Source organism: Alsobacter ponti (genome assembly GCF_024294805.1).
Classification (GTDB): Bacteria; Pseudomonadota; Alphaproteobacteria; order Rhizobiales; family Beijerinckiaceae; genus Alsobacter; species Alsobacter ponti.
This window is the reverse complement of the sequence record NZ_JANCLU010000008.1, coordinates 21,484-42,939: the sequence shown is the minus strand read 5'-3', so window position 1 is coordinate 42,939 and position 21,456 is coordinate 21,484. Positions and strand designations below refer to the sequence as shown.

Sequence of the window (21,456 nt, the reverse complement as noted above, 5' to 3'; positions counted from 1 at the left end):
AAAACGCTTCCGCGCGCCGGCCGGCGTCGCGGCACGGAAATTGCCTTTGGATCATGTCTTACTTCGCGCCGCCGTCGCGGTCAAAGCGGAAGCTTCAGAGCCGGAAGTCTTCGCCGAGATAGAGCCGGCGAACATCCTCGCTGGCGATGATCTCTTGCGGCGTGCCTTCCATCAGCACGCGGCCGGAGTGGATGATGTAGGCGCGGTCGATCAGGCCCAGCGTCTCGCGCACGTTATGGTCGGTGATCAGCACGCCGATGCCGCGTGCGGTGAGGTGGCGGACCAGGGCCTGGATGTCGCCGACCGCGATCGGGTCGATGCCCGCGAAGGGCTCGTCGAGCAGCATGAAGGACGGCCGCCCGGCCAGCGCGCGGGCGATCTCGCAGCGTCGCCGCTCGCCGCCCGACAGCGCGATGGACGGCGCCTTGCGCAGCCGCTTGATGTCGAACTCGTCGAGCAGGGACTCGAGCTCCTGCTCGCGCCGCGCGCGGTCCGGCTCCACGACCTCGAGCACCGCGCGGATATTGTCCTCGACATTGAGGCCGCGGAAGATCGAGGCCTCCTGCGGCAGGTAGCCGATGCCCAGCCGGGCGCGGCGATACATCGGCAGCGCCGTGACGTCGTGGCCGTCCAGCGAGATGCGGCCCCGGTCGGGCCTCACCAGCCCGGTGATCATGTAGAAGATGGTCGTCTTGCCCGCGCCGTTCGGGCCGAGGAGTCCGACCGCCTCGCCGTTGCGCACGAACAGCCCGGCGTCCTGAACCACGGCCCGCCCGCGATAGGACTTGGCGAGCCCCTCGACCGCCAGCACGCCGGCGCTGCCCCAGTCGCCGTCCGAGCCGTCGTGGCGCGGCGCGAGGCCGTCGGGAAGCACGGCGCGGCCGTGCTCGTCCGCGCCCTCGGGCAAGGCGAGCGTCATCTGGCGATCGCTGGCGCGCTGGCGAAAGAAGAATCGCACGAAACTGTCCGGAGAAGCCGTTTCGCCTCGTCTAGCGGAGCTTTGCGGCCACCGCAAGGAATCCCGGTGCAGCCGACGCCGTTAGCCGGTGCCGGACGACACGTCGTCGCGGCGGGGCTCCGGCAGGGTTCCCGCGCCGGGCGTCTTGTCCGGGTCGGTCAACTCGGGCTTGGCGTGCGGGCCGGCGGGCGGTGGCCCGCCTTGCTCCGTGGGGCGGCGCTCGCGCCGCGCGGTCTTGCGCTCAGTCTTGCCGTGCCTGGCCATGATCCGGGCCCTATGGGTGAGAGGGCCTTAACCCGGCCCGCGCGTGGGCGTTCCCCGGCCTGGAGGCATCCGTCAAAACGGGATATAAAGATTTCTTTATGTCTTTATTGCTCCCATCGCGCGCCGGTGCTATAGAGCGGCCTTCGAATTTCCCCAACCAGCGACGGGGCGACCTGCCATGACCCACAATTTCAACGACTACCGCATCGCCGACATCGGTCTCGCCGACTGGGGCCGCAAGGAAATCCGCATCGCCGAGACGGAGATGCCGGGCCTGATGGCGACGCGCGCCGAATACGGCCCGTCGCAGCCGCTCAAGGGCGCGCGCGTGGCGGGCTCCCTGCACATGACGATCCAGACGGCGGTGCTGATCGAGACCCTGCAGGCGCTCGGCGCGGACGTGCGCTGGGCCTCGTGCAACATCTACTCGACGCAGGACCATGCCGCCGCCGCCATCGCGGCGGCCGGCACGCCCGTCTTCGCCATCAAGGGCGAGAGCCTCGAGGACTACTGGGAGTACACCCACCGCATCTTCGAGTGGGCCGACGGCGGCACGCCGAACATGATCCTCGACGATGGCGGCGACGCGACGCTGCTGATTCACCTCGGCATCCGCGCCGAGGGCGGCGACACCGCCTTCCTCGACACGCCGTCCAACGAGGAGGAGGAAGTCCTCTTCGCGGCGATCAAGAAGCGGCTGAAGAGCAATCCCGGCTGGTACGGCCGCAACGGCGCGGCGATCCGCGGCGTCACCGAAGAGACCACCACGGGCGTTCACCGCCTCTATCAGATGGAGAAGGAGGGCAAGCTCCTCTTCCCCGCCATCAACGTCAACGACAGCGTCACCAAGTCCAAGTTCGACAACCTGTACGGCTGCCGCGAGTCGCTCGTCGACGGCATCCGTCGCGGAACCGACGTGATGATGGCCGGCAAGGTGGCCATGGTCGCCGGCTTCGGCGATGTGGGCAAGGGTTCGGCCGCCTCGCTGCGCAATGCCGGCTGCCGCGTCATGGTGTCGGAAGTCGACCCGATCTGCGCGCTCCAGGCGGCGATGGAGGGCTACGAGGTGGTGACGATGGACGACGCCGCTCCGCGCGCCGACATCTTCGTCACCGCCACCGGCAATGTCGACGTCATCACCGTCGACCACATGCGGGCCATGAAGGACCGCGCCATCGTCTGCAACATCGGCCACTTCGACAGCGAGATCCAGATCGGCGCGCTGCGCAATTTCCAGTGGCACAACGTCAAGCCGCAGGTGGACGAGGTGGAGTTCCCCGACGGCAAGCGCATCCTCGTGCTCTCCGAAGGCCGGCTGGTGAACCTCGGCAACGCGACGGGGCATCCCTCCTTCGTCATGTCGGCGTCCTTCACCAACCAGACTTTGGCGCAGATCGAGCTTTGGACCAAGCAGGGCCAGTACGAGCGCAAGGTCTACACCCTGCCCAAGCACCTGGACGAGAAGGTCGCGGCGCTGCATCTCGCCAAGATCGGCGTCAAGCTCACGCAGCTCACGGACAAGCAGTCGGCCTATCTCGGCGTGGCGCAGTCCGGCCCGTTCAAGCCGGATCACTATCGCTACTGACGCTCGCCGCCCGCGATCGAAGTCACCCCTGGAAGCCCGGCCGCGAGGCCGGGCTTCTTGCATTTCGGCAACGGCCGTCGACTGCCTGCGCGCGTTGGTGTTTTCACGGGCGGTTAACCACTTTCGGGCGGACTCGTGAGGCGGCTATTGTGTGCTGATTCGGGGCCGGGGCGCGGCCCCTGCGGTCCATTGCGCCCTCGGGGCGCCAGCGCGGGAGACAGAGCGGAGATGGCCGAGCGCGGGCCGGGCGATCGAGGAGACCTGCGGGCCGGCCGCTCTCCCGCCGCCGTGGCCGGACGTTTGCGCCTGCTCGCCGCGACCGCCCTCTCGGGCCCGGCGGCGTTCGCCTCGGCCGAGGCCGCCGCCGCGCCATGGACCGGCGTCATGTCCCAGATCCCGGCGCGCGTCGACCCGCACGGGGCGGTCGGCCTCGCCGTCTTCATGGGGCTCGTCTTCTTCGCCACCGCCACGGCCATCATCCATATCGGCCAGCGCCGGCGCTGGAGCGAGCGGGAAGCCGCCCTGCTCGGCGAGATCGGCGAATTGCGTGCCCGGTGCGACCGCGCCGACGTGCTGCTCGGCTCCGAGCCGCAGATCGTCGTCGCCTGGGGCGGGCCGGGCGGCGAGCCGGACATGGAGGGCGACCTCGCCCTCGTGTCGGAAGGCCAGGCCCACCGGCGCGTCCTGGCCTTCGGCACATGGCTGCCGGCCGCCCAGGCGCAGGCCGTCGAGACCGCGGTCGAGCGCCTGAAGACCCACGGCGAAGGGTTCCGGATGGTGCTGCGCACGCCGGGCGGGCGCATCATGGAGGCCGAGGGGCGGCCGGTGATGGGCCGCGCCGTGCTGCGCGTGCGCGACGTTTCGGGCGACCGGCTGGAGGTGATTCACCTGCAGGATCAGCACAGCCGTCTGGCGGACGAAGCGGACGCCATGCGCGCCATGCTCGACGCGCTGCCCCAGCCCTTGTGGCTGCGCGACGCGGAGGGGCGGCTGTCCTGGGCGAATCTCGCCTATGCGCGCGCCGTCGAGGCGCCCACCGGCGCCGAGGCGGTGAGCCAGGGCGTCGAACTGCTCGACCGCGCGGTGCGCGACGAGGCCGCTCGCGCGCGCCTGCGGGACGGCCGCTACCAGGGCCGCGTGCCGGTGGTGGTGGCCGGCGAACGGCGCATGTTCGACGTGCTCGACCTGACGACGGCCAAGGGCTCGATCGGCATCGCCACCGACGTGTCGGAGATCGAAAGCCTCCGCGCGGAACTCAACGCCCTGAGCAAGAGCCACGCCGACACGCTGGACCAACTGCCGACGGCCGTGGCGATCTTCGACGGACGCCGACGGCTGCGCTTCTGCAACGTCGCCTATCGCCGGCTGTGGGAGATCGAGGAGAGCTTCCTCGACGCCTCGCCGACCGACGGCGAAATCCTCGACCGCCTGCGCCACATGCGCCGCCTGCCCGAGCAGGCCGATTACCGCTCGTGGAAGATCCAGATGCTGGAGGCCTATCACGCGCTCGAGCCGCGCGAGACGCCCTGGTACCTGCCCGACGGGCGCACGCTGCGCGTCGTCACCAACCCCAACCCCGGCGGCGGGGTGACCTATCTCTTCGAGGACGTCACCGAGCGCTTCCACCTCGAGACGCAGTTCAACTCGGTGCTGCGCGTGCAGTCCGAGACGCTGGCCGCGCTCAAGGAGGGCGTCGCCGTGTTCGGCGCGGACGGCCGGCTCAAGCTGCTCAACCCCGCCTTTTCGGCGATGTGGGGCCTCGCGCCGGAGACGACGGCGGAGCGCGCTCATATCGAAGCGATCGTGGCGCGCGGGCGCGAGCTGTGCCTCGACGACGCCGGCTGGCAGGAGATCCGCGGCGCGGTCGCCGGCCTGACCGAGACGCGGCAGGGCGTCGCCGTGCGCATGCAGCGTCGCGACGGCATCGTGCTGGACTGCGCCGCCGCCCCGCTGCCTGACGGGGGCACGCTGCTGACCTTCGTCGACGTGACCGCCAACACCAATGTCGAGCGCGCCCTCACCGAGCGCAACGAGGCGCTGGAGCGCGCCGGGCAGTTGCGCGAGAGCTTCGTCCACCACGTCAGCTACGAGTTGCGCTCGCCGCTGACCAACGTCATCGGCTTCACGCAGATGCTGGCGGACGGCACGGTCGGCCCGCTCAACGAGCGCCAGAAGGACTACGCCAACCACATTTTGCGCTCGTCGGCGGCGCTGATGGCGATCATCGACGACATTCTCGACCTGGCGACCATCGATACCGGCGAAATCGAGCTGTCGCTCGGCCCCGTGGACATCCGCGAGACCATCCGCGCCGCCGTCGAGGGCGTGCAGGACCGCATCGCCGAGTCGCGCATCCGCCTCGTCGTCGACGTGCCCGCCGGGATCGGGGCGATGACGGCCGACGGCAAGCGCGTGCGGCAGGTGCTGTTCAACCTGCTGTCCAACGCCATCGGCTTCTCGCGGCCGGGCCAGACCGTCACCGTGTTCGCCGAGCGCCGCCACGGCGCTGTCGTTCTCGGCGTGCGCGACGAGGGGCGCGGCATCCCCGCCGAATTGCTCGACCGGGTGTTCGAGCGCTTTACGAGCGACACCAAGGGCTCGGCCCACCGGGGCGTGGGGCTCGGCCTCTCCATCGTCCGCTCGTTCGTCGAACTGCACGGCGGAACCGTTGACATCGCATCCGTAGCCGGCCAGGGAACCACGGTCACCTGCACCTTCCCGGCCGACGACGCCCAGGACATGGTGGCGGCCGAATGAGGAACCAGTTGGCGATGACCGAACCGGCCCCCGCCCCCCGCAACGGCCTGCCGGAAGCGAGCTGGACGGTGCGGCTGGCCGACGAGGCCGCGACCGAGCGGCTCGCGCTCGATCTCGCGCCGTTGCTGGCGGCCGGCGACCTCGTGACGCTGACGGGCGATCTCGGGGCCGGCAAGACCACCTTCGCCCGGCATCTCATCCGCGCCCTGACGGGCGAGCCGGGGCTGGAGGTGCCGAGCCCGACCTTCACGCTGATGCAGGCCTACGAGGGCGAGCGCTACCCCATCGTCCACGCCGACCTCTACCGCATCGGCGGCGCCGACGACCTGGAGGAGCTGGGCTGGGAGGAAGCGGCGGACAACTCGCTCGTGCTGGTCGAATGGCCCGAGCGCGCCGGCTTCCTGGTGACGGCGGAGCGGCTCGACGTGGCGCTGCGGCTCGACCCGGCGGCGGGCCCGGGGGCGCGCGTGGCCGTGCTCACCGGGCACGGCGCGTGGGCGGCGCGCGTGGCGCGCGCCGGCGCGATCCACCGCCTGCTCGCCGCAGCCGGCTGGGGCGACGCCAGGCGCGAATACCTGCTCGGCGACGCCTCCACCCGCGCCTATGAGCGGCTGACGCTGCACGGCGAGACCGCCATTCTGATGATCTCGCCCCGCCGGCCGGACGGCCCGCCGGTGCGCATGGGCCGCGCCTACAGCTCGCTGGCCCGCCTCGCCGAGAGCGTCCACCCGTTTGTGGCGATGGCGAACGGCCTGCGCCAGCAGGGCTTCAGCGCGCCCGCCATCATCGCGCAGGACCTCGAGACGGGGCTGCTGTTGATCGAGGATCTCGGCGACGGCGGCGTCCTCTCCGCCGGCGCGCCGGACGAGGAGCGCTACGCCGAGTCCGCCGCGCTGCTCGCCAATCTGCACCGGCGCGACCTGCCGACGACGCTTCCGGTCGAGCCCGGCCGCGACTACGCCCTGCCGCCCTACGACCTCGACGCCATGCTGATCGAGGTCGAGCTGCTGCTCGACTGGTACCTGCCGCACGTGGTCGGCGCCAACGCCTCCGGCTCGGTCCGAAGCGCCTTCGTGAACCTGTGGCGCGCCGCGCTGGAGCCCATCGTCGACGGGCCGAAGACGTGGGTGCTGCGCGACTATCACTCGCCCAACCTGATATGGCTGCCCGAGCGCGAGGGCCTCGCGCGCGTCGGGCTGATCGATTTCCAGGACGCGGTGATCGGCCACCCCGCCTATGACGTCGTGTCGCTGATGCAGGACGCGCGCGTCACGGTGCCGCAGGAGCTCGAGCTGAAGCTGCTGGGGCATTACGCCCGCCAGCGCCGCCTCGCCGACCCCGCCTTCGACATGAGCGCCTTCGCGCACGCCTACGCGGCGCTCGGCGCGCAGCGCAACACCAAGATCCTCGGCATCTTCGCCCGGCTCGACCGGCGCGACGGCAAGCCGCAATATCTGAAGCACCTGCCGCGCATCGAGGCCTATCTCCGGCGCGACCTGTCGCATCCGGCGCTGGCCGACCTCAAGGCGTGGTACGAGGCCAACCTGCCGTCGCTGTTCCCCACCGCCTGAATGCGCGTCCCGACCACAGCCATGGTGCTCGCCGCGGGCCTCGGCCTGCGCATGCGCCCGATCACCGACACACTCCCCAAGCCGCTGGTCGAGGTGGGCGGGCGCACGCTGATCGACCGCAACCTCGATCCGCTGGTCGAGGCGGGCGTCCGCAAGGCCGTGGTCAACGTGCATTACCGGGCCGAGCAGATGGAAGCCCATCTGGCTCGGCGCGACCGACCCGAGCTGGTCATTTCGGACGAGCGCGACCTCCTCCTCGACTCGGGCGGCGGCGTGAAGAAGGCCCTGAATCTGCTGGGCCCGGACCCTTTCTACATCGTCAACGCCGACAGCTTCTGGATCGACGGGCCGCGCTCAAATCTGGTGCGGATGGCGGAAGCCTACGATCCCGCCGCGATGGACATGCTGATGCTGGTCGCCCCCACCTGGACGTCGACCGGCTACGAGGGGCGCGGCGATTTCCACATGGACGCGCTCGGCCGCCTGCAGCGCCGGACGGGCCGGGACGTCGCTCCCTTTGTGTATGCCGGGGTCATCATCGTTCGCCCCGAGTTCTTCGCCGACACGCCCGAGGGGCCGTTCTCGCTCAATCTTCTGTTCGACCGCGCCGCCGCGTCCGGCCGCCTGCACGGCTTGCGACTCGACGGCTTCTGGCTGCATGTGGGCACGCCCGCATCCATCGCCGAGGCCGAACGGAAGATCGACGAGAGTGTCCGCTGAACGCGCCAGGGTCTTCAGCATTCCGCCGGGGGCGGCGTTCCTGCCGACCCTCGCCTCGGCGATGCTCTCCGGCGCGCTGATCCCCGGCTGGCCCGACCGGGGCAACCCCCTCTCTCTCTCCGAAGCGACGGTTTTCGTGCCGACGCGGCGCGCCGCGCGCGGCCTGGCCGCCCTGCTGGCGGAGGCCGCCGATCCGGGCGCGGCGCTGCTGCCGCGCATCGTGCCGCTGGGCGACGTCGACGACGCCGAGGAGGCGCAGCTCGTCGAGGCCCTGGCGGGAGGCTTCGGAGAGGCCGAGGGCCTGCCGCCCGCCGTCGGCGAGACGACCCGCCGCCTCGTGCTGGCCCGGCTCGTGCTCGCCTGGGCGAAGGCGGTGGGGCGCGAGATCATGGACCTCGGCCCCTCTGAGCCGTTGCTGGTGCCGTCCTCGCCCGCCGACGCCCTGGCGATGGCCGGCGACCTCGGCATGCTGATCGACTCGCTGTCGATCCACGGCCGCACCGTGGACGACGTCAACGCCTTGGTGCCGGACGAGTACAGCCGGTATTGGGACATTTCCCGCGCTTTTCTCGGCATCGCCGCGGCGGCGTGGCCGGCCTGGTGCGCCGAGCGGGGCGTGCTCGACGCGGCGCTGCGGCGGCACCGGATCCTGCTGGCCGAGGCGGAGCGCCTTCGCCGCCAGCCGCCCGCGGGCCCAATGATCGCCGCCGGGTCGACCGGCTCGATGCCGGCGACGGCGGCGCTGTTGCACGCCATCGCGCGCCTGCCGCGCGGCGCGGTCGTGCTGCCCGGGCTGGACCTTGGCCTCGACAGCGAGGCCTGGGACGCCATCGCCGCGCCGGGAGACAACGCCCATCCGAGCCACCCGCAGGCCGTGCTGGCGAGCCTGCTGCCCGGCTTCGGCCTGGCGCGGGAGGACATCCCTGTGCTTGGCGAGCCCACCCCCGAGCTGGCTCTGCGGGAACGTTTCGTGTCGGAGGCGCTGCGCCCGGCCGAGACGACGCATCGCTGGAGCACCCGAAACGAACGCCTCGACCCGGACTCGATCCCGGCGGCGCTTGCCGGCCTGTCCTTCGTCGAGGCGGCGGACGATCGCGAAGAGGCGGTGGCGATCGCGGTGGCGCTGCGCGAAGCGGTCGAGGACCCGTCCCGCGTGGCCGCGCTGGTGACGCCGGACCGCACGCTGGCGGCGCGCGTGTCCGCCGAGTTGCGCCGCTGGGACATCCGCGTCGACGATTCGGCCGGGCAACCGCTCGCCCAGTCCTCGGCGGGCCTGCTCGCGCAGCTAGTGGCCGAGGCCGCGGCGGCGGATTTCGAGGCCGACGCGCTGCTGGCGCTCGCCGCGCATCCTCTGTGCCGGCTGGGCCTGCCTCGCCGCACGCGGGAGCGCGCCCGCGCGGCGCTGGAGATAGGCGTGCTGCGGGGCCCCGCGCTGGAGCCCGGGCTCGCCGCCTTACGCGCCGCCCTGCCGGTCGCCCGCGAGGAGAGCGGCGGCCGGCATGCCCCGCGCCCGCGCCGCCGCCTCGGCGACGCCGATTGGAACGCGCTCGACGCCTGGCTCGGACGGCTCGAGGCGGCGTTTTCGGGCTTCACGCCGGCGGCTCTCGCCGGCTGCGGCGACCTGGTCACCCTGCCGGCCGCGCATGAATCCGTGCTCGCGGCGCTCGGCGAACCGGGTCCTGACGACGAGGGCGACGCATTCTCGGGCCCCGACGGCGAGGGCCTGGCCGCGCTGTTCGACGAATTGCGTGAAGCGAGCGGCGAGAGCGTCCCCGGCCGGCTCGGCGATTACCCCGCCTTCCTGGAGGCGCTGATGGCCGGCCGCGTCGTGCGCCGCGCCGGGGAGACCCACCGGCGCATCCACATCTGGGGCCTGCTGGAGGCGCGGCTGCTCGATTGCGACCTGAGGGTCCTCGGAGGGCTCGACGAGAAGACGTGGCCGGGCGAGACGCGCGGCGACGCCTTCCTGAACCGCCCCATGCGGCGGGACCTGGGCCTGCCGGCCCCGGAGCGGCGGATCGGGCAGATGGCGCACGATTTCGCGCAGGCGCTCGGCGCGCCGCGCGTCGTCATCACCCGCGCGCTGAAGCGCGGCGGCGATCCCACGGTGCCCTCGCGCCTCGTGCAGCGCCTGCGCGCCGTGGCCGGCGATCCGGCCTGGGCGGCCGTGCGGGAGCGCGGCGACGCGCTGCTGGCGCTGGCGCGCCATCTCGACGCGGTCGGACCCGCGCGTCCGGCGCGCCGGCCCGCGCCGCTCGCGCCGGAAGGCCGCGTGCCGCTGAGCCTCAGCGTCACCGAGATCGAAACGCTGGTGCGCGATCCCTACGCGATCTTCGCCAGGCACGTGCTGGAGCTCGACCCGCTCGATCCCGTCGCCACCGAACCGGACGCGGCGCTGCGGGGCACCTTGGTCCACGAGGCGATGAAGCGCTTCACGCAGCGCTTCCCGGACGCGCTGCCGGCCGACCCGCTCGCCGAACTGCGGGCGATCGGGACGGAGCTGTTCGCCCAGACGCCGCAGTTGCGCGACCACAAGGACGTCGCGGCGGCCTGGTGGCCGCGCTTCGAGCGGATGGCGGCGTGGATCGCGCAATGGGAGCCGACGCGCCGCGCCGTGGGGGTGGCCCTCTATCCGGAAGTGTATGGCCGGCTCGCTTTGCCGCTGAAACGCGGCGCGACCTTCGAGCTTCGCGCCGTGGCCGACCGCATCGAGGTGACGCCGTCCGGCGGCTTCCGCGTCGTGGACTTCAAGACCGGCGCCGCGCCGACCCCCAAGGTGGTGCGCGCCGGCTTCAGCCCGCAGCTCACGCTCGAGGCCGCGATGGTCGAGGCCGGGGCGTTCGAGCCCATCGGACGCGCCGGGCCGGTCGAGGAGCTGCTCTATGTGAAGCTCTCCGGCGGCTCCGTGGCCGGCAAGGAACAGCCGGTGCGGGACGAGAAGAACCCGTTCGAGCTGGAAGACCTCGTGCGCGAGCATATCGAGCGGCTCGCGGCGATGATGGACGAATACGCCGCCGGCGAGCGCCCCTTCGTGTCGCGCCCCTATGTGCAGTACGCCAAGCGCTACGCGCCCTACGACCATCTCGCCCGCGTGCGGGAGTGGTCGCTGGTCGGCGGCGGCGATGAGGAGGGCGGCGCTTGAGCGGCGGGTTCACCATCCCGGTGGCGACGCGCCAGGCCCAGGGCCGGGCCTCGGACCCGCGCGCCTCCGCCTGGGTGTCGGCCAACGCCGGCTCCGGCAAGACGACGGTGCTGGCGAACAGGGTCGTCCGCCTGCTGCTCGATGGCGTGCAGCCCGGCCGCATCCTTTCGCTCACCTTCACCAAGGCGGCGGCGGCCAACATGGCCAACCGCGTCTTCGACATTCTCGGCTCGTGGGTGTCGATGGACGACGCCCGTCTCTCGGACGCCATCGCCGCCATCGAGGGCGAGCGCCCCGCGCCGGCGCGCCTGGCGATGGCCCGGCGTCTGTTCGCCCGCGCCATCGAGACGCCCGGCGGGCTGAAGATCCAGACCATCCACGCCTTCTGCGAACGTCTCCTGCATCTCTTCCCTTTCGAGGCCAACGTCTCGGCGCGCTTCCAGGTGCTCGACGACGGCACGGCCGCCGAGATGCTCGCCGCGGCGCAGAAGCACGTGCTGACGCAGGCCGCGCTGCATCCCACCGGCCCCATCGCGGACGCGCTCGCGATCGCCGGCGAAGTCGCCGCCGAATCGACGCTCGCCGCCCTGTTGCGGGACGCGCTGAGGCTGAAGGGCTGGATGCGCGAGCAGGCGCGCGACGCCGCCGGGATTCGGGCGGCCATGGACGCGCTGGCGGCGGAGCTGGGCCTCGCGCCCGGCCAGACCGCCGCCGACATCGTCGGGGAGGTCGTGAGCGGCGGCCTGCCGCCTTCCGAATGGCTCTCTGTCGCCGCCACGCTGCGCGCGTCGGGCGGCGCGACGGAAGCGAAGCTGGCGGGCTTCCTCGAAGCCGCCCACGCGGCCGCCGACGATCAGGCGCGCCACGACGCCTATGTCTGCGCCTTCCTGACCAAGGCGGGCGGACCGCGCGCCGACAGCAGCTTCGTCACGAAAAAAGTGCGCGCCGCCCATCCGGCGCTGGCCGATCGAATGAGCGCGGAGCGGGAGCGGGTCCATGCGCTGGCGGAGCTGCGCAAGGCGGCGCTGGCGGTGGAGCGCACCCACGCGCTGCTGACCCTCGCCGAGGCGGTGATCCAGGATAACGAGGCGCGCAAGAGCGCGCGGGGCGCGCTCGATTTCGACGACCTGATCGCCCGTACGGCGAGGCTGCTGTCGCGCGCCGACGCGGCCTGGGTGCTCTACAAGCTCGACCAGGGCATCGACCACATTCTCGTGGACGAGGCGCAGGACACGAGCGAGGTGCAGTGGGACATCCTGCGCGGGCTGGCGGAGGACTTCATTTCCGGCGAGAGCCGCGCCGGGCGCGTGCGCACCGTGTTCGCGGTGGGAGATCCCAAGCAGTCGATTTTCTCGTTCCAGGGCGCGGAGCCGCGTGCGTTCGAGCGCGCGCGCACACACTTCAGGCGCGGCTTCGACGCCCTGCGGCGGGCCGACGCCTCGCGCTGGGCGTTTTACGACGAGAAGCTCACCCTGTCCTTCCGCTCCGCCCCGGACGTCCTCGGCGCGGTCGACGAGGTGTTCAAGGTCGCCGCGCATTTTCGCGGGCTGTCCTTCGAGGAAGACGGCCCCAACCCTGTCGCGATCGGCACGGTCCACGAGAGCGCCCGCCGGGGCGCGCCTGGCATGGTGGAGATCTGGGAGCCCGAGGTTCCGGCGCCGCCGCGCGATCCCGAAGCCTGGTCGAAGCCCGTCGACGAGCCGGAGGAGGGCGCGCCGTTCGTGCGGCTGGCCGAGCGCATCGCCGCGCGCATCGACGCCTGGCGCGGGCGAGGCGACGAGGAGGGCCGGACCGTGCGGCCCGGCGACGTGCTGGTGCTGGTGCGCAGCCGGGGACCGTTCTTCGAGGCGATGATCCGCGCCCTGAAGGACAGGGGCGTGCCCGTTGCCGGCGCCGACCGGCTTGCGCTGACCCAGCACATCGCGGTGCTCGACCTCGTGGCGCTCGGGCGCTCCGCCCTTCTGCCGGACGACGACCTGACTCTGGCGTCGCTGCTGAAGTCGCCGCTCGTCGGGCTCGACGACGACGATCTGCTGCGCTTCGCGCCAGGCCGGGCGGGCAGCCTGTCCGACGCGCTCGCCCGCGCCGCCGCGACGGACACGCGCCTCGCCTCGGCGCAAACGCTGGTGACGGAATGGCGTGCGCTGGCCCGGCGCGCCGGGCCGTTCGATTTCTACGCCGCCGTGCTCGGGCCGGGAGGCGGCCGCCGCCGCGTCCTGGCGCGGCTCGGCGCGGAAGCGGGCGACGCCGTCGACGAGTTCCTGCGGCTGGCGCTCGATTACCAGCACCGCGAGACTCCCTCGCTGCCGCGCTTCCTCGCCGCCATCGAGGGCGCGGACATCATGATCCGCCGCGACATGGAGGCCGGGCGCGACGAGGTGCGCGTGATGACCGTGCATGGCGCGAAAGGCCTCGAGGCCCCGGTGGTGTTCCTCGCCGACACCTGCACTGTCCCGGCCTCGCGCGCCAGCATTCTCCAGCTTCCGCTGCCGAACGGGCTGAGCGCGCCGGTCTGGTCGCCGTCGAAGGACAGCGACCCGCCCGCCGTGACGGCGGCGCGGCAGCGCCTCGCCGACGCGGCGCGCGAGGAATATCACCGCCTGCTCTATGTCGGCATGACCCGCGCAAGGGACCTGCTGGTCGTCGCCGGCTTCGAGAACCGCAAGGGGCGCGGCGCGGACTGCTGGTACGACATGATCCGCCGTTCGCTCGAGCCCGGCTGCGCCGCCGCCACGCTGGCGGATGGCCACCCCGTGCTGCGCTGGCGCTCCGCGCCGCACCCCGCCGCGCCAGCCCGACAGGCGACGCGGACGGAGACGCCGTTCCAGCCTCCCGCCTGGCTCGAAACGCCCGCGCCCGCGGAGCCGGCGGCTCGGCCGCCGGTGCGCCCGTCGAGCGCCGTAGAGGCGGCGGAGGCCGGCGGCCGCGCCGGAGACCGGCCCTTCGTCCGCGAGGCGCGGCTCGTCGGCGTGCTCGTCCACGGCCTGCTCGAATCGTTGCCGGCCCTGCCGGGTCCGGCGCGCCGTGAAGCGGCGCTGCGCCTGCTCGCCCGACGCGGCGCGAGCCTGCCCGAGGCGCGCCGCGAGGCGATCGCCGCCCAGGTGCTGGCCTTGCTCGAGGACGCCGATCTGGGCGTGTTGTTCGGTCCGCAAAGCCGCGCCGAGGCGCCGGTCGCGGGTCGTTTGCCGCTGGGGCCGGGGGGTGCGATGACGCCCGTCTCCGGCCAGATCGACAGGCTCGCGGTGACCGAGGAGGCGGTCTGGATCGCCGACTACAAGACCGCCGCGGTTCCGCCCGCCGACCCCGCCGACGTGTCGCCGGCCTATGTCGGCCAGCTCGCCGTCTACCGCGCGCTCGTTCAGAAGCTGTACCCGGGGCGGCCCGTGCGCTGCCTGCTGGTGTGGACGAGCGCGCCGGTCGCGGCCGAGATCGCGCCGGAGCGGCTCGACGCCGCGCTCGCCGCCATCGCCGCCGCGCCCGCCGGGAGCATCACCCCTGCGTGAGGCTGACTTGACGCTTCCCGGGGCCGTCCATAGCTTCCGATCCGACCCCTGCCGCCGGGATTCCCTTGTTGCGGCTTCCAGTTCGCGAGGATGACATGACTGCCAAGGTCACCGACGCCACCTTCAAGTCCGACGTGCTCGATTCCGCCGAGCCGGTGGTGGTGGATTTCTGGGCGGAGTGGTGCGGCCCCTGCCGCATGATCGCTCCCGCGCTCGAGGAAATCTCGAAGGAGCTGGCCGGCAAGGTGAAAATCGTCAAGCTGAACGTCGACGAGAACCCCAACGTCTCGGCGCAGTTCGGCATCCGCTCCATCCCGACTCTGCTGATGTTCAAGGGCGGCAAGATCGCCTCGCAGAAGGTCGGCGCCGCGCCGAAGGGCGAGTTGCAGAAGTGGATCTCGTCCGGCATCTGAGCCGCGCGGGATCGACCCCGAAGAGGCGCCCTCGCCGGCGCCTTTTTCGTTGCTGCGTCAGACGCCGGGCCGGCCGGCGTCCATGAAGCGCTCGATGGCCCCGAGCGCGCTCGAAAGGCTCAGCCCCGCCAGGGTGTACTGCTCCACCTCGTTCACGAACATCACGACGAGATAGGTCTGGCCGGTCTTACCCGCCCCGATCGTCGTCAGCATGCAGCGGCGCATCGTCGCCTCCTGGCTCTCCCCCACATCGTGGAGTTGCAGAAAGCGTGCCAGCCGCGGTCGCGCCCCGGTTTCAGGACGGAGGCGTTCCGTTGGCGGCGAGGACCTCGCCCGCGAGATAGAGCGAGCCGCAGATCAGCACGCGCGGCGCCTGGTCCCAGTCCCGCTCCCCGATATCGGCCAGCGCCGCCTCCAAGCTGGCGAAGGCGCGGGCGGGAATGCCCGCCTCGCGGGCGAACTCGGCGACCTCGGAGGCGGGCCGCGCGGCGGTCTGGGTGGTCATCGGCACCGCCAGCACCTCCTGCGCCAGGCCCCGGAAGGGGTCGAGGAAGCCGGCCGAATCCTTGGTGCCCAACATGCCGACAATCATCACCAGCGGTCGGGCGCGGCGCTCCTCGAAATCGCCCATCGCCGCCGCCAGCACCTTTCCGCCATCGGGGTTGTGGCCCCCGTCGAGCCACAGCTCGGCCCCGTCCGGCAGCAGGCCGGCGAGCCGGCCGCGCGACAGGCGTTGCAGGCGGGCCGGCCAGTCCGCCCCCGCGATGCCGGTTTCGTAGGCCTTGGCCGGCAGGCGGCCGAAACCGGCCGCGCGCAGCGCCGCGATCGCCGCGCCGGCGTTGACGTATTGATGCCGGCCGGGCAGGCGCGGCAGCGGCAGGTCGAGCAGGCCGTCGTCGTCCTGGTAGACCAGCCGTCCCTGCTCCTCGTGGACGTGGAAATCCTGCCCGCCGACCGTCACCTTGGCGCCGGTGCGCGCGGCGGCCCTCTCGAGCACGGCGAGAGCGTCGGCGTGCTCCTGCAAGGCGATCACGCAGGGCGCGCCGCGCTTGAAGATGCCCGCCTTCTCGCCGGCGATCTTCGCGATGCTGTCGCCGAGATATTCCGAATGGTCCATCGACACCGGCGTCACGACGCTGACGAGCGGCTTCTCGACGACATTGGTGGCGTCGAAGCGCCCGCCCAGGCCCACTTCGAGCAGCAGCACGTGGGCCGGGTTCTCGGCGAACAGCAGGAAGGCGGCCGCGGTGGTCATCTCGAATACGGTGATCGGCTGGCCGCCATTGGCCTCCTCGCAGCGGCGGAAGGCGTCGACCAGGGCCGGTTCCGTCACGAGTTCGCCGCCGCCGGGGCGGCCGAGCCGGATGCGCTCGTGGAAGCGCACCAGATGGGGCGAGGTGTAGACGTGGACGCTGAGCCCCGCCGCCTCGAGCACGGCGCGCATGAAGGCGACCGTCGAACCCTTGCCGTTGGTGCCGGCGACGTGAATCACCGGCGGCAGGCGGCGGTGCGGCTCGCCGAGCGCCTTCAGCAGCCGCTCCAGCCGGCCGAGCGACAGGTCGATCAGCTTGGGGTGGAGCGCGAGGAAACGCGCCAGCAGGGCGTCTGAGGGGAGCATGGGCCATCCATCGCGGCGACGAGCCGGACGACTATCCGCTGCCGCCGCGCGGCGCAACACCGCCCGTCCGGCGTCCGGTTGCTCTCGTCCGACATCGAGGCTAGGGAAAGGCGGGGGCCTGGAGCAGCAGCGATGTCGGACAGCGACTATCTCGTGGACCGCCGGCGCATGGCGCGCAAGGTGACCTTCTGGCGCGTGGCGGCCTTCGCCGTCGCTTGCGCGGCCATCGTCGGCCTCGCGCTCGCCTTTGGCGACCGCGAATTCGGGGCGCGGGCGCAGGCCCATGTCGCCAAGATCGAGATTTCCGGCGTGATCACCGGCGACGACAAGACGCTGGACCTGATCAAGCGTGTCGGCGAGAGCGCGGCCCCGCGCGCCGTGCTGGTCGAGATCAACAGCCCCGGCGGCACCGTGACCGGCTCCGAGCTGCTGTTCGACGCGCTGCGCGAACTGTCCGCCAAGAAGCCGACGGTGGCCGTCGTCTCCGGCATGGCGGCGTCCGGCGGCTACATCGCGGCGATGGGCACGGACCGCATCGTCGCGCAGCAGACCTCGCTCGTCGGCTCGATCGGCGTGCTGTTCCAGATGCCGAACGTGGTGGGCCTGCTCGACAAGATCGGCGTCACCGTCGAAACCGTGAAGTCGGCCCCGCTCAAGGCCGCGCCGAGCCCGTTCGAGCGCAGCACGCCTGAGGCGCAGGAGGCGCTGCGTTCGCTCGTCGTCTCGAGCTTCGACTGGTTCAAGGGGCTCGTCTCGTCGCGGCGCGGCATCACCGGCCAGGAGCTGGCGACGGTCAGTGACGGCCGCGTGTTCACCGGCTCCCAGGCGCTCGGGCTCAGGCTCGTCGACGAACTCGGCGCGCAGAAGCAGGCTGTGGCCTGGCTGGAGAAGGAAAAGGGCATCGCCAAGGACCTGCCGGTGAAGGAATGGAAACGGACCGAGGACCGCGCGTTGGGCCTCTTCGGCATCGCCTCCTCGGTGGCCGGCGCCGTTGGCCTGCGCGACCTCGCGGGCGGGCTCAAGGCGCTCGACACGGCCGCCGCGCGGCCCGTCCTTGACGGGATGCTGGCGCTCTGGCAGCCTTGACATCGGGCAATAAATTAGACTTTGCAGTGTGTTAGCGGCCGCGGGGGGCCAGACCGTCATGATCAAGTCCGAGCTGGTGCAGAAAATCGCGGAGCACTACCCCGAATTGTATCAGCGGGACGCGGAGAATGTCGTCAACGCCATTCTCGACGAGATCACCCAGGCGCTGGCGCGCGGGGACCGGGTCGAGATCCGGGGGTTCGGGGCGTTCTCGGTGAAGAAGCGCGACGCGCGCATCGGCCGCAATCCGCGCACCGGCGAGCATGTGCCCGTCGGCGAGAAGGTCGTTCCGGTGTTCAAGGCCGGCAAGGAAATGCGCCTGCGCCTGAACCGGGACGAGGCGCGCTGAGCCGGCACGGCGCGGGACGCGCGTCGTCGCGTCCTGAAGCGTCGCCCGCCCGCCGCTCCCCCGCGGGCCCAGGCAGGAGTTCACGATGAAGAGTTTTCTCAAGGCGCTGATCCTGCTGCCCGTGGTCGCGCTCGTCACTTTGTTCGCGGTGGCCAACCGCGAGCCGGTCGCCGTCCAGGTCGACCCCTACGAGTGGTTCGGCATCGGGCCGGCGATCAGCCTGCCGCTGTTCGCGATCGTCTTCCTCGCCCTCGCGGTGGGCGTGGTGCTCGGCGGCTCGGCCGTATGGCTATCGCAGGGCCGCCACCGCAAGGCGGCGCGACTGCACGCCCGCGAGGCCGCGCGGCTGCGCGACGAGGCGGAGCGGCTGCGCGCCTCCGCCGCGACCTCGACCTCCGCCGATCTCGTCCCCTCCAGCATACGCTGAGCCTTCCATGCGCGTCGTTTCCGCGGCCGATGTCGACCGCCTGCTCGATCCCGCCTCGCTCGCCGACGCCATCGACGCGGCGTTTCGCTCCGACATCGTGGTGCCGCCCCGCCATCACCACGACATCGAACGGCAGGGCGACGAGGCGACGCTGCTGCTGATGCCGGCCTGGACCGGTGCGTCGGTCAGTCCCGCCTATCTCGGCACCAAGCTGGTGACGATTTTTCGCGGCAACGCCGCGCGGGGCCTGCCGAGCGTGCTCGGCTCGTACATCCTCCAGGACGGCGCGACCGGCGCACCGCTCGCCGCCATCGACGGTACGCGCCTCACGGTCTGGCGGACGGCAGCCGCCTCCGCCGTGGCCGGCCGGTATCTGTCACGCCCCGACGCCAGCCGGATGGTGATGGTCGGCGCGGGCGCGCTGTCGCCCTTTTTGATCCGGGCCCACGCCGCGCAGCGGCCTCTGACCGACATCGCCGTCTGGAACCACCGGTTCGAACGCGCCCGCGAGCTCGCCGACGCGCTGAAGGCCGAGGGCCTGCCGGTGCGCGCGGTCGACGACCTCGAGGCCGCCGTGCGAGAGGCCGATATCGTCTCGTGCGCGACGTTGTCCGTCGACCCGCTGGTGCGCGGCGAATGGCTCAAGCCCGGCGTCCACCTCGATTGCGTGGGGGCGTTCAAGCCCACCATGCGCGAGACGGATGATGCGTGCGTGCGCCGCGCCGCGCTGTTCTGCGACACCCGCGCGGGCGCGACCAAGGAAGGCGGCGACCTCGCGATTCCGCTGGCCTCCGGGCTGATCGGCCCGGGCGACGTCAGGGCGGACCTGTTCGACCTGTGCCGGGGCGTGCACCGGGGCCGGCGCGCGGCAGACGAGATCACGCTGTTCAAGTCTGTCGGCACGGCCATTGAGGACCTCGCCGGCGCGATGCTGGTGTGGGACAGGTTGAACGCGTCCGTGGGGTGAGTCTCCCGCTCGCGTGGGCGGGTGGACTCGCACGCCCGCGCATGCGATGGAGACGCGGATTTCCCCGCCCGGACATGCCCGCATGACATTGACCGTCAAGATTTGCGGACTTCGTACGCCCGAGACGCTGGAAGCGGCGCTCGACGCGGGCGCGGACATGGTCGGCTTCGTGTTCTTCCCGCGCTCGCCGCGTCACCTGCAGCTGTCGGAAGCCCGCACGCTGGGCGCGCTGGTCGCCGGCCGGGCCGAGCGCGTGGCGCTGACGGTCGACGCCGACGACGCGCTGCTCGACTCCATCGTCGAGGCGCTTCGGCCGGAATGGCTGCAACTGCACGGACAGGAGTCGCCCGGGCGCGTCGCCGCCGTGCGGAGCCGCTATGGCCTGCCGATCATCAAGGCGCTCGGCGTGTCCGGACGCGCCGACCTCGCCCGCGCCGCCGGCTACGCCGACGTAGCGGACCGGCTGCTGTTCGACGCCAAGCCGCCGAAGGACGCCCTGCTGCCGGGGGGCAACGGCGTGCCGTTCGACTGGGAGGTGCTGTCGGGCCTCGACCTCGGCAAGCCCTTCATGGTGTCCGGCGGCCTCGACGCGGACAACGTCGCCGCGGCGCTCGCCGTCACCGGGGCTCCCGGCGTCGACGTCTCGTCGGGCGTCGAAAGCGCCCCGGGCGTCAAGGATCCGGCGCGCATCGCCTCCTTCGTGCTCGCCGCGCGCGCTGGCGCGGCCCGTCCCAGGCCCGCGCCGCCCGGCGCGGGCGCCCTTCGCGGCCGCGGCTGACGCCGCCGCCCATCCCACCAGCGCCGCTCGGCGCGCGAGGACCTCGACCGTGACGATCCAGAACCCCAATTCCTTTCGCACCGGCCCCGACGAAACGGGTCATTTCGGCATGTTCGGGGGCCGTTTCGTCGCCGAGACGCTGATGCCCCTGATCCTGAAGCTGGAGCAGGCCTACGAGGCGGCCAAGGCCGACCCGGCCTTCCACAAGGAGATGGGCGAGTACCTCACGCACTATGTCGGCCGGCCGAGCCCGCTTTATTTCGCCGAGCGGCTCACAGAGCATTGCGGCGGTGCGAAGATCTACCTGAAGCGCGACGAGCTGAACCACACCGGCGCGCACAAGGTGAACAACGTGCTCGGGCAGATCCTGCTCGCTCGCCGCATGGGCAAGAAGCGCATCATCGCCGAGACGGGGGCCGGCCAGCACGGCGTCGCCACCGCCACGCTGTGCGCGCGCTTCGGGCTCGAATGCATCGTCTACATGGGCGCGGTCGACGTCGAGCGGCAGAAGCCCAACGTCTTCCGCATGCACATGCTCGGCGCGAAGGTCGTGCCCGTGCAGTCGGGCTCGCGCACGCTGAAGGACGCCATGAACGAGGCGCTGCGCGACTGGGTGACGAACGTCGCCGACACGTTCTATTGCATCGGCACGGCCGCCGGCCCGCACCCCTACCCGGCGATGGTGCGCGACTTCCAGTGCGTGATCGGCCGGGAGGCCCGCGAGCAGATGCTCGAGCGCGAGGGCCGGCTGCCGGACTCGCTGATCGCCTGCATCGGCGGCGGGTCCAACGCCATTGGCCTGTTCCATCCCTTCCTCGACGACAAGTCCGTCGAGATCTTCGGCGTCGAGGCCGCCGGGCACGGCATCCCGACCGGCGAGCACGCCGCCTCGCTCACGGGCGGGCGGCCCGGCGTGCTGCACGGCAACCGCACCTACCTGCTGATGAACGAGGACGGCCAGATCACCGAGGGCCATTCGATCTCCGCCGGGCTGGATTACCCGGGCATCGGGCCGGAGCATTCCTGGCTGCACGACATCGGGCGCGTCACCTACATCTCCGCCACCGACAAGGAGGCGCTCGCGGCGTTCCAGCTGCTGTCGAAGCTCGAAGGCATCATTCCCGCGCTGGAGCCCTCGCACGCCGTCGCCAAGGCGGTGGAGATCGCGGCGGCCAAGCCGAAGGACCACCTGATGATCGTCAATCTCTGCGGCCGGGGCGACAAGGACATCTTCACGGTGGCCGATCATCTCGGCGGCATGAGCTGACCCCGCCTGCATGGCGGAGTTCCCGTTCCAAGGCCGCGCGCCACGTCCGAT

17 protein-coding genes are annotated in these 21,456 nt (G+C 71.8%); 13 read left to right on the top strand and 4 right to left on the bottom strand.

Annotation, left to right across the window (positions count from 1 at the left end; translation table 11 throughout):
• Positions 1 to 94 precede the first annotated feature (94 nt).
• A complete protein-coding gene (lptB, locus tag NK718_RS09905) occupies positions 95 to 919 on the bottom strand; it encodes an LPS export ABC transporter ATP-binding protein (protein ID WP_256515540.1) in 825 nt (274 codons plus the stop codon).
• Between the two features lie 120 nt (positions 920 to 1,039).
• On the bottom strand, positions 1,040 to 1,222 hold the full coding sequence (locus tag NK718_RS09900; RefSeq protein WP_254741182.1) for a hypothetical protein: 183 nt from the start codon (positions 1,220 to 1,222) through the stop codon (positions 1,040 to 1,042).
• Positions 1,223 to 1,400: 178 nt separating this feature from the next.
• Between NK718_RS09900 and ahcY the strand changes: the two genes are divergently transcribed.
• From ahcY to trxA, 7 genes are all read left to right on the top strand, one after another.
• A complete protein-coding gene (gene ahcY, locus NK718_RS09895; protein ID WP_254741178.1) occupies positions 1,401 to 2,807 on the top strand; it encodes an adenosylhomocysteinase in 1,407 nt (468 codons plus the stop codon).
• 228 nt (positions 2,808 to 3,035) lie between these two features.
• Positions 3,036 to 5,564, top strand: coding sequence for a PAS domain-containing sensor histidine kinase (locus NK718_RS09890; protein WP_254741175.1), 2,529 nt, complete (start codon positions 3,036 to 3,038; stop codon positions 5,562 to 5,564).
• A 14-nt stretch (positions 5,565 to 5,578) separates the two neighbouring features.
• Entirely contained in the window at positions 5,579 to 7,135 is a 1,557-nt protein-coding gene (tsaE, locus tag NK718_RS09885) for a tRNA (adenosine(37)-N6)-threonylcarbamoyltransferase complex ATPase subunit type 1 TsaE (RefSeq protein WP_254741172.1), read from the top strand.
• Positions 7,136 to 7,156: 21 nt separating this feature from the next.
• Entirely contained in the window at positions 7,157 to 7,855 is a 699-nt protein-coding gene (locus tag NK718_RS09880) for a nucleotidyltransferase family protein (protein WP_254741169.1), read from the top strand.
• Complete coding sequence (gene addB / locus NK718_RS09875) at positions 7,845 to 10,997, top strand: double-strand break repair protein AddB (protein ID WP_254741166.1); 3,153 nt, start codon at positions 7,845 to 7,847, stop codon at positions 10,995 to 10,997. Before NK718_RS09880 ends, addB begins: the two co-directional genes overlap by 11 nt.
• The gene (addA, locus tag NK718_RS09870; RefSeq protein ID WP_254741163.1) at positions 10,994 to 14,500 is read left to right on the top strand and encodes a double-strand break repair helicase AddA; all 3,507 of its coding nucleotides are present in this window, start codon (positions 10,994 to 10,996) and stop codon (positions 14,498 to 14,500) included. The genes addB and addA overlap by 4 nt, the downstream gene beginning before the upstream one ends.
• Before the next feature lie 95 nt (positions 14,501 to 14,595).
• Positions 14,596 to 14,913 (top strand): thioredoxin, encoded by a 318-nt coding sequence (gene trxA / locus NK718_RS09865; RefSeq protein ID WP_254741160.1) that lies wholly within the window; start codon positions 14,596 to 14,598, stop codon positions 14,911 to 14,913.
• Positions 14,914 to 14,970: 57 nt separating this feature from the next.
• Here the strand turns inward: trxA and NK718_RS09860 are convergent, their stop codons facing one another.
• Positions 14,971 to 15,138, bottom strand: a complete 168-nt coding sequence (locus NK718_RS09860) for a hypothetical protein (protein ID WP_254741157.1) — start codon at positions 15,136 to 15,138, stop codon at positions 14,971 to 14,973.
• Between the two features lie 70 nt (positions 15,139 to 15,208).
• Entirely contained in the window at positions 15,209 to 16,531 is a 1,323-nt protein-coding gene (locus tag NK718_RS09855) for a bifunctional folylpolyglutamate synthase/dihydrofolate synthase (RefSeq protein ID WP_254741154.1), read from the bottom strand.
• 132 nt (positions 16,532 to 16,663) lie between these two features.
• Here NK718_RS09855 and sppA point away from each other — a divergent pair, with 132 nt between their 5' ends.
• The 6 genes from sppA (at position 16,664) to trpB (ending at position 21,405) form a co-directional block, all read left to right on the top strand.
• The gene (gene sppA / locus NK718_RS09850) at positions 16,664 to 17,617 is read left to right on the top strand and encodes a signal peptide peptidase SppA (protein WP_254741151.1); all 954 of its coding nucleotides are present in this window, start codon (positions 16,664 to 16,666) and stop codon (positions 17,615 to 17,617) included.
• 58 nt (positions 17,618 to 17,675) lie between these two features.
• Positions 17,676 to 17,966, top strand: a complete 291-nt coding sequence (locus tag NK718_RS09845) for an integration host factor subunit beta (protein ID WP_254741148.1) — start codon at positions 17,676 to 17,678, stop codon at positions 17,964 to 17,966.
• An 85-nt stretch (positions 17,967 to 18,051) separates the two neighbouring features.
• On the top strand, positions 18,052 to 18,393 hold the full coding sequence (locus NK718_RS09840) for a lipopolysaccharide assembly protein LapA domain-containing protein (protein WP_254741145.1): 342 nt from the start codon (positions 18,052 to 18,054) through the stop codon (positions 18,391 to 18,393).
• A gap of 7 nt (positions 18,394 to 18,400) precedes the next feature.
• Entirely contained in the window at positions 18,401 to 19,360 is a 960-nt protein-coding gene (gene lhpI / locus NK718_RS09835; RefSeq protein WP_254741142.1) for a bifunctional Delta(1)-pyrroline-2-carboxylate/Delta(1)-piperideine-2-carboxylate reductase, read from the top strand.
• 82 nt (positions 19,361 to 19,442) lie between these two features.
• On the top strand, positions 19,443 to 20,138 hold the full coding sequence (locus NK718_RS09830) for a phosphoribosylanthranilate isomerase (protein ID WP_254741139.1): 696 nt from the start codon (positions 19,443 to 19,445) through the stop codon (positions 20,136 to 20,138).
• Between the two features lie 109 nt (positions 20,139 to 20,247).
• Entirely contained in the window at positions 20,248 to 21,405 is a 1,158-nt protein-coding gene (trpB, locus tag NK718_RS09825; RefSeq protein ID WP_254741585.1) for a tryptophan synthase subunit beta, read from the top strand.
• The last annotated feature ends 51 nt before the right edge of the window (positions 21,406 to 21,456 follow it).